Source organism: Thermococcus sp., assembly GCF_027011145.1.
Lineage (GTDB): Archaea > Methanobacteriota_B > Thermococci > Thermococcales > Thermococcaceae > Thermococcus.
In genome coordinates, this window is sequence record NZ_JALVAO010000068.1 from 18520 (window position 1) to 31390 (window position 12871).

13 protein-coding genes are annotated in these 12871 nt (G+C 50.0%); all 13 read left to right on the plus strand.

Translation table 11 applies throughout. The features are described 5' to 3' along the window. Positions 1-20 precede the first annotated feature (20 nt). From MVG27_RS09210 to MVG27_RS09270, 13 genes are read left to right on the plus strand one after another with little or no spacing between them, the layout of a single operon-like run. Complete coding sequence (locus MVG27_RS09210) at positions 21-662, plus strand: flagellin (RefSeq protein WP_297469130.1); 642 nt, start codon at positions 21-23, stop codon at positions 660-662. A gap of 42 nt (positions 663-704) precedes the next feature. Next, on the plus strand, positions 705-1679 hold the full coding sequence (locus MVG27_RS10180; RefSeq protein ID WP_297549570.1) for an archaellin/type IV pilin N-terminal domain-containing protein: 975 nt from the start codon (positions 705-707) through the stop codon (positions 1677-1679). 47 nt (positions 1680-1726) lie between these two features. Then, the gene (locus MVG27_RS09220) at positions 1727-2392 is read left to right on the plus strand and encodes a flagellin (RefSeq protein WP_297549568.1); all 666 of its coding nucleotides are present in this window, start codon (positions 1727-1729) and stop codon (positions 2390-2392) included. A gap of 12 nt (positions 2393-2404) precedes the next feature. Next, complete coding sequence (locus MVG27_RS09225; RefSeq protein ID WP_297549566.1) at positions 2405-3196, plus strand: flagellin; 792 nt, start codon at positions 2405-2407, stop codon at positions 3194-3196. A gap of 12 nt (positions 3197-3208) precedes the next feature. Continuing rightward, positions 3209-3685 carry a flagella accessory protein C gene (locus MVG27_RS09230; protein ID WP_297549564.1) on the plus strand — a complete coding sequence of 159 codons (477 nt, stop codon included), beginning with the start codon at positions 3209-3211 and terminating at the stop codon, positions 3683-3685. A gap of 3 nt (positions 3686-3688) precedes the next feature. Continuing rightward, entirely contained in the window at positions 3689-5092 is a 1404-nt protein-coding gene (locus tag MVG27_RS09235) for a FlaD/FlaE family flagellar protein (RefSeq protein ID WP_297549562.1), read from the plus strand. A gap of 20 nt (positions 5093-5112) precedes the next feature. Continuing rightward, entirely contained in the window at positions 5113-5631 is a 519-nt protein-coding gene (locus MVG27_RS09240) for a flagella (protein ID WP_297549561.1), read from the plus strand. After that, the gene (locus tag MVG27_RS09245; RefSeq protein WP_297549559.1) at positions 5631-6119 is read left to right on the plus strand and encodes a flagellar protein G; all 489 of its coding nucleotides are present in this window, start codon (positions 5631-5633) and stop codon (positions 6117-6119) included. The genes MVG27_RS09240 and MVG27_RS09245 overlap by 1 nt, the downstream gene beginning before the upstream one ends. A gap of 39 nt (positions 6120-6158) precedes the next feature. Beyond that, the gene (locus MVG27_RS09250; RefSeq protein WP_167915092.1) at positions 6159-6857 is read left to right on the plus strand and encodes an ATPase domain-containing protein; all 699 of its coding nucleotides are present in this window, start codon (positions 6159-6161) and stop codon (positions 6855-6857) included. 1 nt (position 6858) lies between these two features. Further along, positions 6859-8499: a type II/IV secretion system ATPase subunit gene (locus MVG27_RS09255; RefSeq protein WP_297549556.1), complete on the plus strand. Its 1641-nt coding sequence runs from the start codon at positions 6859-6861 to the stop codon at positions 8497-8499. Between the two features lie 10 nt (positions 8500-8509). After that, positions 8510-10237, plus strand: coding sequence for an archaellar assembly protein FlaJ (gene flaJ, locus MVG27_RS09260; RefSeq protein ID WP_297549583.1), 1728 nt, complete (start codon positions 8510-8512; stop codon positions 10235-10237). Next, on the plus strand, positions 10237-12159 hold the full coding sequence (locus MVG27_RS09265) for a hypothetical protein (RefSeq protein WP_297549553.1): 1923 nt from the start codon (positions 10237-10239) through the stop codon (positions 12157-12159). Before flaJ ends, MVG27_RS09265 begins: the two co-directional genes overlap by 1 nt. A 44-nt stretch (positions 12160-12203) precedes the next feature. Beyond that, the gene (locus MVG27_RS09270; protein ID WP_297549551.1) at positions 12204-12854 is read left to right on the plus strand and encodes a protein-L-isoaspartate(D-aspartate) O-methyltransferase; all 651 of its coding nucleotides are present in this window, start codon (positions 12204-12206) and stop codon (positions 12852-12854) included. Positions 12855-12871: the final 17 nt, after the last annotated feature.

Here is a 12871-nt window from a genome sequence, read left to right on the forward strand (position 1 = left end):
CCTATGGGGGTGCGTGGTGAATGAAGGCCAGGACCAGAAGAGGTGCCGTTGGTATCGGTACCCTGATTGTGTTCATAGCCATGGTTTTAGTAGCAGCAGTGGCCGCGGCAGTGCTCATTAACACGAGCGGATACCTCCAGCAGAAGGCTTCCAGCACCGGAAGGGAGAGCACGGAGCAGGTTGCTAGTGGCATACAGGTCATGCAGGTTACAGGATACTACGACAACAACAGTGGAGGAATAACCAAGCTCGCTATCTACGTTACTCCGAACGCTGGAAGCAATGGCATCGACCTGAACAACACCAAGATAATCCTTAGCAACGGCAATGTCCAGGGAATCCTCAAGTACGGAGGGCCGAACCTCTACAACAACAGCGTTACTGGAAACATCTTCACGGCCGGTTCTGCTTGGCCTACAACTGGAACTGAGTTCGGTATCATCGTTGTCCAGGACTACGACCACAGCGTTAAGAACACCTCCCCGACCATGAACCAGGGTGACATCGTTATTCTCACCGTCAACGCCCAGGCTCTCTTCGGAAGTGCAATACCCGTCAGGACTCACATTACTGGTAAGGTTATTCCTGAGTTCGGTGCTCCTGGAGTCATTGACTTCACCACACCCAGCACCTACACCACTGAGATAGTGAACCTGCAGTGATTTTCCCTACGTTTATTTATCTTTTAGAGGAGGTGAGCGACAATGTTTAGGAGGCTGAAGAAGAGGGGTGCTGTTGGTATCGGTACCCTGATTGTGTTCATAGCCATGGTTTTAGTAGCAGCAGTGGCCGCGGCAGTGCTCATTAACACGAGCGGATACCTCCAGCAGAAGGCTTCCAGCACCGGAAGGGAGAGCACGGAGCAGGTTGCTAGTGGCATACAGGTCATGCAGGTTACAGGATACACCCCTGATAAAGAGAAGGTAACAAGACTCGCAATATACGTTACCCCCAACGCCGGTAGTGGTGGCATTGACCTAAAGAACACCAAGCTTATTCTCAGCAATGACAACGTCCAAGCCATGCTTACATACGCGGAGGGCCACAACTACACAACGGACATCGACTATGTCACAAACAACACATACATCTATGCCAACGCGAGCCAGCTCTTTGCGGCCCTTGGAATCGACGTTGCTAAGGTCTACCCGAGCCTTGCCCCAGTGATTACCAAGTACTTCGTCAACATGAGTGCCCTTGAGAAGGCAGGAGTCGTGAAGTTTACTTACGACTCAACAAGCTACAAGATAACCTCAGTCTACGTCACCAACTACCAGTACGTCAGGGGTCCAGTTGATAACGTATTCCTTGACGCTCTCGGTGACTTGACAACTGCTCAGCTGGTGAATGGTACCGTCAACACAACCGCCCACACAATTGAAATTGACACCGCTGCTATAAAGACCGCCTCATGGCCCAGCTACATCTGGAGTGCTCTTGGAAACGACAAGTTCGGTATCATCGTTGTCCAGGACTACGACCAGAGCGTCAAGAACGACTCCCCAACACTGAACAAGGGAGACATTGTAATCCTTGGAGTCAACACCGAGGCGCTCTTTGGAGGTATCACCGTCAGGACTCACATTACTGGTAAGGTTATTCCTGAGTTCGGTGCTCCTGGAGTCATTGACTTCACCACACCCAGCACCTACACCACCGAGGTTATAAGCCTCCAGTGATTCTGTTCCTTCTCTTTCGTTCTTTGAAAATTTTTGGGGGTGATACCATGAGGAGGGGAGCAATAGGCATTGGCACGCTGATAGTCTTCATCGCAATGGTACTAGTGGCAGCAGTAGCAGCGGGTGTTATCATCGGCACAGCAGGCTACCTCGAGCAGAAGGCCCAGGCCGCTGGGCGACAGACAACCCAGGAAGTTGCGAGCGGTCTTAAGGTTATCAACATCTATGGCTACGTTAACACGACTCCCCCAAGTAAGGGGACCATAACTAAAATGGCAATCTTCATAGCTCCCAATTCGGGTAGTGAGGGGATTGATCTCAGCAACGTTAAGATAGTCCTTAGCGATGGGCTCAAACTCGTCGTTTACAACTACAGTGGCATCCTGTACAATGGAGTCATTGACGACCTGTTCAACAGCTCGGAAATCAACACTAGAGTTTGGGACAACTCCTCATTAACTGATACAACCTTCGCAATCGCAGTAATCCATGACGGGGGAAGCAAAATGGACACCAGGCATCCGAATCTCGAGTGGGGTGACATGGTTGCGTTGCTAATAAAGACTACAATATTCAAAACTGAATCAGGAAAGAATGGCATCGGTCCTGCAACCAAAATAGTCGGAAAAGTTATACCCGAAGTCGGAGCGGCTGGTGTTATAGACTTTACAACACCCGCGACGTTTAACTACAACGTGATGGTGCTACAGTGAGGTGATGGATACATGAGAAGAGGTGCAATTGGTATCGGTACGCTCATAGTCTTCATTGCAATGGTACTAGTGGCAGCAGTAGCAGCTGGAGTACTAATCAGCACTTCAGGATACCTTCAACAGAAAGCGATGGCTACTGGAAGGCAAACAACTCAGGAAGTTGCAAGTGGCATACAGGTGCTTAATATTTACGGCTACACTCCGGCAAATCCTCCCGGAAGTGGCAAGATAACGAGGATGGTAATTTACGTGAGTCCAAACGCAGGTAGCGGTGGCATTGACCTGTCGCACGTGAGAGTAGTCTTGAGCAATGGCAAGGTAATGGCAGTTTACAGATATGTCAACCCAACTGAGGACAATGTCACTGAAGACTATTTCCTCTACAGTGGCGATGTGAACAATGTGTTTGCCAAGGTAGAGAACAGCAGTCTTGGAACAGTTAACGTGAGCGGGTACACCCCGCTTGTTGGGGCAAATAATACCGTGGCAAACCTCTGGAAGAACCTGTATTATGCCATGACTGCCCAAGGGAAGATGCTGTTTGGTATTATAGTCATCAGTGATTCGGACGGTAGCCTCGGTGACAGCGCCAACTGGCAGCATCCCAACTTAAACTGGGGAGACATAGCAGGTATTGCGATTTGGACAATTCCCTTCGACAACGATAACAATCCTAACGATGGCTACGGCCTTCCACCAGCGACAAAAGTCACCGGCAAGGTTATTCCCGAGAACGGGGCAGGTGGTGTCATAGACTTTACGACGCCAAGCACCTACACCGAGAACCTGATGGAGCTCCAGTGAGGGGGTGGGATGATGGCCCTTGACTTCCTTTCATCTTTATTCAAGAAGAAGCCTAAAGAAGAACCCACCCCCGCCTCGGAGCCAATGGAAGTTGAGGAACTTGAGGAAGAAATTGAGAACCGGCAAGAAGATGAGCAGATTACCCAGATACTAGAGAGGATAAATGAGATTGAGAACGACATCCCAAGGATAAAGATAAGCATTGATACCCTGAAAAAGCAGATTCAAGAGCTTCGTGATGACATAGACAGACTCGACAAGACAATCAAGGACGTCATGATGCTCTACGAGGTCATCAGCCAGGAGATAAACCCCTTCAAGGAGCAGATGGGGCAGGAAAACCCACTTACCAGCGAGATACAGGAGCTCAGAAAGGAGTTAGAAGACTTGAAACTTGAGATTGCCCAGATAAAGAACGACATAAAGGTGCTCGCCGGCTACGGCGTTGACCTCGATTCGATAATCTATGAGGTGCTCGCGGAGGTGTGACGCATGGAGATGGCAAGGCTCGTCACTGAGGCCGACATCAACGCAAAGCTAGCCGAGCTGAAGGGCAAGGTTCCCAGCGTCATTATCAATGACCTTCGGGAGAAGCTGATAGCGAGGAAGGAGAATCTGACCTATGAACAGCTGGAGAAAATAATCCAGAAGGTCCTTGAAACCTACGGCAACCAGGCGACCAAGTACGAACAGCTGAGCAGGAGGGTTGATGAACTCGGTAAGAGGCTCACTGACCTGAGCATGCAACTGAGCAGGCTCGTCGAGACCCTTGAGACCGCCAAGTTCGAAGTCCACGAAAAGAAGGCCGAGAAGGTTTCACAGAAGGTTGAAGAAGTCCACGAGAAGATTGGCAAGCTTGAAGAGCTTCTTGAGGGGGAGGAAGAAGAAAAAGAGACTCCTTCAGAGCTCGTTGAGAAGCTCAATCAGCTTCACAAAAAGGTTGAGGAGCTGGCAGAGAAAGTGGAGGAAAAAGCCACAAGCGAGAAGCTTGAAGAGGCGCAAGAAAAGCTTGAGGAACTCCAGGCCAAGCTCGAGGCTGGCGAAGAGGTAAGCGAGGAGGAGCTCGCCGCGGCCGAGCAGGCGGTTGCCGAGGCTCAGGCAGAGCTCGCCAGAGAGGAAGAGAAGGCCGAAGAGTCCGAGGAAGTTTCCGAGGCTGTTGAGGAGATAACCGAGGTCCCTGCAGAGAAAGTCGAGGAGCTTGAGGTTGAAGTTCCTGAGACCGTTGAGGAAACTGAGGCTCCTAGCGAAGGGCAGGAGGAGGTCGTTGAAGAGACCCAAGAAGTTCCTGAGGCCGAGAGTGTTGAGGAGCTTGAGACTCCCGAAGAGGTTGAGGTTATTGAAACCTCTGAAGCCGTTGAAGAAGTCACAGAGGTGTCCCCCGAAGTTTCGGAAGTTGGTGAAGTTTCGATTGAAGAGGTTCCCGCTCATGAGGTTGTTGAGGAAAAGAAGGAGGAAGGTGGTGTTGATATGTCTGAAAAACTTCAAATTCCCGAGGACATTGCGAGCCTCCTTTTCGAGGAAGAACCAAAGAAGGCAAGGCTGGAGAAACTGCCAGAGGACATCGTTTCCACCATGATAGCCCTCAAGTGGCTCGGGTTCCTCATAGACAGGGTCGGGATACAGAACCTCGAGAGGGTTTTAGAGTTCTACTACGAGATAGGCTGGATAAGTGAGGAAGTGCTCAACCAGTTGCTCCGCTATGCCAAGGGAACAAGACCGCACCACAGAGACCCCGAATGGAAGCCCGCTGAAAAGCTCACGGTTCAGGACCACCTCATAAGCCTGCTCTTCATCGAGAGGCTCAGGGGACTTAAGATAAACAGGAACGTCCTTGACAAGCTGGAAAGGGAAATCAAGATGCTGGAGAAGACGCTCGATGAGTTCTACGGTATCTGAAGGCACTGGAGGGGCGGCCTATGGGATTCAGTGTGTCAGCGAGTGCAGCGATAATCTTCATTTCATTTTTGATGGCCGCCAGCACATTATACATAGCCTGGGACAATGCTTACACAGACGTTCAGGCCGCCCAAGAGTATTGGTCCAGTCTGAGAATTTCCCAGCTCAATACTTTGATTTCCCTTAATTCCAGTATCGGGACGTATAAAAACACATCAACATACTACAATGTTACCTTTCATATTCGTGACTTTGGTATTACAATGTATGTCCCCGATTGGAGTGGTGTTTATGATGGAAAACTAGTTACCCTGAGTAATGTTAAAGATGACAATGTAGGGTTCCTTAAGGATTACACCTATGTCATTCCTGGTGACGTCCTTTACCTTAATGTCACATATATCCCCCTTCAAAATGATACCCACAATCTAACCCTCGTATTTGGGAACGGTTGCTGGCTTAGACTTAGCTGGCAGTGGAATGGCAATAGGGTAGTACTTACCGGCCTTGATAGGGGCTGTCCAACGGAGGTGATCTAATGGGGGCAGGAGGACCAGCGAGCGAACTAATAATGTTCATCGTGGCAATCCTCGTTGCGGGTAGTGTCGCCGGTGCCCTTGCGTACGTCACTACCGACATAGCCCAGGGTATCAACGCAAGGGGAACGATGCTTGCAGACCAGCTTAGAACCGACTTTGCCATAATAAATGATCCCAACAACATCCCCCACTCCAACCTTTCAAATTCCCCTGTTAACTACACGTTTTACATCAAGAACATTGGAAAGGACACATTTCCCTTCACGGGCAGTTCCGTTCAGGTCATGATAAACGGTCTCTTGATTCCTCCCAGCAATCTTACCTTCCTTGATCCTCTAACAGGTGCCCAGATAACTAGTCTCCCACCCTACTCGGTTGGTGCCATTAACGTTACACTAGGAACCCCACTCACGTCTGGAAAGTATTATACTCTAACAGTAGTGCTTGAGAACGGTAAGAAACGTAGCTTTGTGTTCAAAGCACCATGAGGAAGCAAGCTAAAATAACGAGAGACGGTGGTGGTCACGTTGGTCGAGGAATTGCTTAAGATAGAGCTCAAGGGCGATGAACTTCACAGGCGTCTTGGTGGCGGAATCCCCGCCGGAACAATAATGCTAGTTGAAGGTGACAGAGGTAGCGGTAAGTCTATATTCGTCCAGAGACTCCTCTACGGTTTCCTTATGAATGGTTACACCGCGAGCTACATCTCAAGCCAGTACACCACCGTTGAATACATTAAGCAGATGGAGTCCCTTGGCTATGGGATAATCCCCTTTTTAATCAGGAAGAAGCTCATATTTGTATCCCTTTATCCCCTCCTGAGTGGGGTGAGTGAGAAGAGGAAGTTCCTGAGCAGACTCTTCGGCGAGCCCCGTCTCTGGGAGCCTGACATAATGATAATAGATTCATTTTCATCCCTCCTTTCAAGGGAGCAGGACCCAAGTGCTGTGAGGGACTTCCTGCTCTACGTAAAGAAGATGGCTTCCCTTGATAAAGTGATAATCCTCACAGCTAACACCGAGGAGATTGACAGGGATTCACTTTTCGTCCTTGAAGAAGCCTCGACGATGCTGATTAGATTGAGCGTCAAGGTCTTCGGTGGCGACCTGAAGAACTCTGCAACGATAGTTAAGTACAACAACGCTAAGGGTGTCTTTCAGAAGATTATCCCGTTCCGTGTTGAGCCGAAGGTGGGGCTGATAGTAGAGATTGCGGCGGTGGTGTGATATGGCGCAGGTAATCAGTGATACTCTTGATGAAGCCATGGCAAGGAACCCCCACCTTCGCAAGTATGTCGACCAGTTCAGGAAAAAGTATGGCAAAATGCCTGAGTTCCATGCCCAGCTCAGCAGAGACATGAAGGAGATAATGTATCCCAACATTTTGTATCCTGTAGGGGACCCAATATTCATTCACATCTTCGCCGACCCGGCAACAGCAGAGAAGCGCTACATCGTTATTGAACCAAGGATTGAAAGCAGAGAAGAGGAAGAGAAGTACAACAAAATCCGAGATAAAATCCTCGAGATAGCTCCCACTAGGGATATTCCAGAGGAGCAGGAAGAATTTGAGCGCTTCCTCGATGCCCTATTCGATGAAGCCGTTCTTAGCTTGGTCAAATCCGGTAAGGGAAGTCCCTTTGGGAAAGGTCAGCGATTTGTTATAACCAAAGATGAGATGGAGAAGTTCCGTTATCTTATAAAGCGCGACATCATAGGTATCGGTCCCCTTGAGCCCCTCGCGAGGGACCCCTACATCGAGGATATCCACATCATCGGTGCCAACAACGTTTCCCTCGTCCACAAGATATTCGAGATGATGCAGACCAACATCACCTTCGGCGACGACGTCAAGCTCGCCGACTATTTCAAGAACATTTCGGAGCGTATTGGAAGGCCAGTCAGCGACAGGAACCCGATAGTTGACGGTGCGCTCCCTGACGGTTCACGTATAAACATCATTTACTCCCCCGATGTATCTATCAAGGGCCCGAGCGCGACAATCCGTAAGTTCTCGGCGACGCCGATAAGCATAACCCAGCTCATAGCATGGGGAACACTCAGCGCTGAAGTTGCCGCTTACCTCTGGATAGCCCTTGAGTACGGTATGAGTGTTTTCGTCTGTGGCGAGACCGCTTCCGGTAAGACCACTCTCCTCAACTCAATCATTCCCTTCATTAAGCCCGGTTCGAAGATATTTACAGCGGAGGATACGCCCGAGGTTCAGGTGCCACACCCCGTCTGGCAGAGGCTTATTACCCGTGAACGTGGTCCAGAGGAGAGCAGGGTTACGCTCTTCGACCTCCTTAAAGCAGCTTTGCGTTCGAGACCGAACTACATCATTGTCGGTGAGATTCGTGGTGCGGAAGGAGCGATAGCCTTCCAGGCAATGCAGACTGGTCACCCTGTCATGGCTACCTTCCACGCAGGTGACATAAAGAAAATGATACAGCGTTTCACTGGTCACCCGATAAACGTCCCGATAACCTTCATTGACAACCTCAACATAGCCGTTTTCCAGCAGGCGGTTTATGTCAAAGGTAAGTTCCTGAGAAGGACCGTCAGCGTCGTCGAGATTGAGGGTTACTATGAGGAGCTCGGGGGAGTTGCCACGAGAAACGTCTTTGAGTGGGATGCCGTTGCAGACAAGCACATATTTAGAGGTTTCAACAACTCCTACATCCTCGAGAGGAAGATAGCCGAGATAGCCGGTTACGAGGATCCAAAGGATATCTACAACGAGCTCTTTCTCCGTGCAAGGATTCTGCAAAGGATGGTCGAGCTCGGCATAACCAATTACTGGGACGTTTACAAGGAGATAAAGGCCTTCTACCTTAAGGGTCTTGAGGGCCTGAGCTTCAGGGTCTGAGGTGATGGCAATGGCAGACGAGAAAATCAGTATCTTCACGAAGGCCGACCTAAACATGGAGACATATATTAAGAAAATTTTATTGCCTTACATGGGAATCTCAGCGGTGCTTTTTATAGTTATCGGTCTGATGACAAGGATTTTTCCAGTACCTGCAGGATTAAAGGCATTGATGTTTCTGATTCCTCTCATTCTTATCGTCTACGCGGCCGTTTATCCCTACATCGTTGCAGATTCGAAGAAGATTTCCATAAACTCAAAGATGCCCTATTTCATCACTTACTTTGCCGTTCTATCAACGAGTGAGATGGGCCGTTCCGACCTAATCAAAATCCTCGCCCAGGACCCCAAGCTTGGTGCCATAGCAAGCGAGCTCAAGAAGGTCCACACAATAGTTAACAAGCTCCACCTCTCGATGCCCGAGGCCTTTCGTTTCCTCGCGAGGAGGACGCCGAGTCAGATGTTCGCCGACTTTCTTGATAGGCTTGCCTACTCCCTCGACAGCGGTGTCGATCTCAAGGAGTATCTCTTTCAGGAGCAACAGACCGTTATGGACGACTATCAGACCTTCTATGAGGGAGCTCTCTACGACCTTGATATTTTCAAGGAAATTTACGAATCAATAATAATTTCCGTCGTCTTCATAGCTTCCTTCGTCATTATTGGGCCGATAATCACGGGCATGGACATCGGCAGGATGGGCCTCTACGCGGTGGCGATGACCCTCGGTGCGGAGATAGGCATCCTATTGGTTGTTAAGTTTAGAATGCCAGAGGATCCAATATGGGCAGACAGTAGGGGGATAAAGGATCCGCGCAGGGAGAGGATAAAACGCGCTGCAATCTACTCGGTCATGGGCATGATCATAACTGCCTTAGTTTACGTCCTCATAATAAGGCCCCGCTTTGAGATTCCAACGCCCTTTGCCCTAGCTTTAGTTCTGACGCCCTTCTACTATCTTGGACGCGTAGTTGATAAAGAAGAGCAGTCTATATTTAGAAAAGATGAGAACTTTCCAGCATTCATCAGGAGTTTGAGCTCTTCCTTAGCTGCTAGCGGAGCTTCTCTAGTTCTTGTTCTCAAGTACCTCAGCGCCCACGATTTCGGCTCTCTGACAGAGGACATTAAGGCCCTTTACCGCCGTCTGGCAATTCGCGTCGACAGGGATAGGGCATGGGACTTCTTCATAGCAGGAACCGGGAGCTGGCTCATAGGGATATTCTCCGAGATATTCCGGGAGAGCCTTAGGATGGGTGCTGAGCCTGACTACGTAGGGCTGATTATAAGCAGGAATTTTGAGAGGCTTGTCCGTCTCAGGAGAAAAAGACAGCAGAGCATTGCAAGCTTCATTGGTATCATCTACGGCCTAACCGGTGCCTTTGCGTTTTCCCTCGCAGCGTCGTTTCAGGTTGCCGTCTCAATAAGCAAGATGTTTTCTAACATGAACCTCAACATCGCGAACAACTACATAGGTAATCTCATTCACATAATCCCCCCCTCTGGAATGACATTTCTAACCTACATAATGCTGACTCTGATGGTTCTCCATTCCCTCCTTGCGGCGATGGTTATCAAGCTCGCTGATGGAGGGCATATCCTTGGTTCTGCCAAGTATTTTGTAGTTCTAGTGTGGATATTCGCGGTTGGAATGTACCTTGGACAGAGCCTCATGGCGAAGATGATGAACCTCGGAAGTGGAAACGCCGAGATCGTGACGTACCTTTTGGGGGTGATATGATGAGAAAACTCGTTGCACTGCTCTTCATCATGCTCCTTCCCCTTGCAGGTGCATCAACGTTCAGTGGCTACATTGGGGTTCCGTCTACAGTGGGCATTGGAAACTACACCGTGAACATCATGGACGTTTCGTTTGAAGATGGCTCCCTTCTGCTGGCTGTTGATTCGCCAAACTGGAGCGGAATTAAAAAACTCCCCCTTGGTGGGACCCTTTACCTCGGTGAGATGAACCTGACCTTCAAGCGGGTGTTCATAGGTTCCAACCCGCTTGTCCTTCTCTCGGCGAATTTCCCCTACCTACTGCCCGGCCAGAACGTAACCCTTGGACCGTATAGGATTGAAATAATCTCGGTTACCCAGAACGGGGTTGAGGTAAAGGTCAGCTATGGAAACGAGAGCCAGACCTTCAAGTCCTCTTTCCGCTTTAAGAACCTCGTCGCCAACGTTTCTGGATTTTTCCCTGTTTACTCGGGTTATTTGAAACTCAACGAGAGCTTCTCCTTTGCGGGTAAAACCGTAACCTTCACAGGTGCCAGGGTCGAGAACACCACGGGGGGCTTCATCGAGACTGTGTTCTTCTCCTATAACAACGAGACGTATCCAATTTCAGTTGGGAACGAGAGCAGGGTGGGGCCGTTCCTAGTTAAGGTTGAGGACCTCGTTGGGCTCAACTACACCAAAGTTGACGTCCACTTCCTCGGCGTTTCGATGAACCTTACAATCGTCCCAAACGAGGTATTTTCCCTCGCACCGGGCCAGACAAGGAACGTTGGTCCCTACGTCTTCCGCTACGACTATTACTTGGGCAACAAGCTCAAGGTTTCACTCCTCAACCCCTGTCAGGTTGTCCTCACATCAACTTCTCTGGTGGTTTCCAACGTATCGACTCTCCTCTATCACAAGGGCCTGACGGTTATTCCCTTATCAATTGACGCCAACGGAACGGCCCAGTTTGCGGATTTCATAAACCCTGAGGAGCTCCCATCTCTAGATAAGGTTGCCAACGTTCTCGTCTCATTGACGGACGGAAACGCCCGGCAGTACATTCCAACGACCATCAGGATTCAAGTGGAGAACACGGGCAATGTTACTCTCTCAAACCTGACAATCAAGTTCGTTCCGGGGGATGTTAAGGTTTTATCGGGAAGGGAGTTCTTCCTGAAGTCCTTGAAACCCGGGGAAAAGAAAACCCTGGAACTGGTTGTCATTCCCATGAAATCGGGCAACGTTTCAGCGGGGAGGGTTACGGTAACCGCAATGGCTCCCTATGAGCTTGCCTGCGGTGGTTACACCCTCCTCAAGTTCTCCTCCAACGAGCTAACCCTTCACGTCAGGCCCACTAAGGTTTCCTACTCCCTCAACGTTTCTGCCCCTGCCAACGTCTCCCTTTACAGACCGATTAACCTTACGGTCCTCGTCAAAAACACCGGGGAAGAAGCCTTGCCGGCTAACCTTACCCTTACCGTTCCGCCCGGTGTTGCGATGGCATCATCTGGCAGTATCTTCGCCAGCGGGAGCAACGTTGTTATACCACTCCAGCTGTCTCCTGGAAATGAGAGTTTGGTCACCTTCGTCTTAATTCCTTATACAAGCGGTGAGAAGTCCTTCAAGGTGGCAGTCGTTTCAGTTCCGGGCATTGTAAACGAGACGAGCTTTTCCATAAACGTCCGGGGTGGGGAGAACGAGGGCAACAAACAGCCTGCCCAAACGGTAACCATCACAGAGACCATGACGGAGAAAGCGAACTCCACCGTTACGGTAACCGTCACCAAAACGCAGACTCAGGTCAGAACCGTGACAAAGACAACTACCTCGAGCGTTCCCTATACGCCCTTCAAGACAAAGATAATCTGGCTGGTGGTTGGACTTATTGCTGGAGCGGGAATAATAATAGCCATAGCATGGTACCAGGCCAGGTCATAGTGAGCCTTTTATCTCCTTACTTCTAATTTGTCATGGGGGTTTAAATGAACCTCGATGAACTCTGGAGGAAAACCGTTGAAGACCTCGTCAGGGAGGGCATCATCAGGAGCGAGGCCGTAAGGCAGGCGTTTCTCAAGTTCCCGCGCTACCTCTTTGTGGAAGAAGGGTATAGGAAGTACGCCCACCTAGACGAGCCACTGCCAATTCCTGCAGGACAAACGATAAGCGCTCCCCACATGGTCGCCATAATGCTTGAGCTAGCTGAGCTGAGGCCTGGGATGAACGTTCTCGAAATAGGAACCGGAAGCGGGTGGAACGCTGCCTTAATAGCTGAGCTCGTCAAGAGGGACGTCTATACCATCGAGAGAATTCCCGAGCTGGTTGAATTCGCGAGGAGAAACCTTGAGAGGGCAGGGGTTAAGAACGTTCATGTGATTCTCGGCGACGGAACCCTCGGCTTTCCGCCCAAGGCTCCCTATGACCGGATAATCGTGACCGCGGGGGCACCAGACATACCGAAACCCTTGGTTGAACAGCTCAAGCCCGGAGGGAAGCTCATAATCCCTGTTGGGAGCTACCACCTCTGGCAGGACCTGCTTGAAGTTATCAAGCGTGAGGACGGTTCAATTAAGGTTAAAAACCACGGGGGAGTGGCTTTCGTTCCACTCATAGGGGAATACGGCTGGAAGGAGTAGGCTTTTAAGTACCCCTC

What these genes read in the sequence shown, in the direction of transcription:
- MVG27_RS09210 (WP_297469130.1), top strand. Translation starts at nt 21, where the DNA reads ATGAAGGCCAGGACCAGAAGAGGTGCCGTTGGTATCGGTACCCTGATT.
- MVG27_RS10180 (WP_297549570.1), top strand. Translation starts at nt 705, where the DNA reads ATGTTTAGGAGGCTGAAGAAGAGGGGTGCTGTTGGTATCGGTACCCTG.
- MVG27_RS09220 (WP_297549568.1), top strand. Translation starts at nt 1,727, where the DNA reads ATGAGGAGGGGAGCAATAGGCATTGGCACGCTGATAGTCTTCATCGCA.
- MVG27_RS09225 (WP_297549566.1), top strand. Translation starts at nt 2,405, where the DNA reads ATGAGAAGAGGTGCAATTGGTATCGGTACGCTCATAGTCTTCATTGCA.
- MVG27_RS09230 (WP_297549564.1), top strand. Translation starts at nt 3,209, where the DNA reads ATGGCCCTTGACTTCCTTTCATCTTTATTCAAGAAGAAGCCTAAAGAA.
- MVG27_RS09235 (WP_297549562.1), top strand. Translation starts at nt 3,689, where the DNA reads ATGGAGATGGCAAGGCTCGTCACTGAGGCCGACATCAACGCAAAGCTA.
- MVG27_RS09240 (WP_297549561.1), top strand. Translation starts at nt 5,113, where the DNA reads ATGGGATTCAGTGTGTCAGCGAGTGCAGCGATAATCTTCATTTCATTT.
- MVG27_RS09245 (WP_297549559.1), top strand. Translation starts at nt 5,631, where the DNA reads ATGGGGGCAGGAGGACCAGCGAGCGAACTAATAATGTTCATCGTGGCA.
- MVG27_RS09255 (WP_297549556.1), top strand. Translation starts at nt 6,859, where the DNA reads ATGGCGCAGGTAATCAGTGATACTCTTGATGAAGCCATGGCAAGGAAC.
- flaJ (WP_297549583.1), top strand. Translation starts at nt 8,510, where the DNA reads ATGGCAGACGAGAAAATCAGTATCTTCACGAAGGCCGACCTAAACATG.
- MVG27_RS09265 (WP_297549553.1), top strand. Translation starts at nt 10,237, where the DNA reads ATGAGAAAACTCGTTGCACTGCTCTTCATCATGCTCCTTCCCCTTGCA.
- MVG27_RS09270 (WP_297549551.1), top strand. Translation starts at nt 12,204, where the DNA reads ATGAACCTCGATGAACTCTGGAGGAAAACCGTTGAAGACCTCGTCAGG.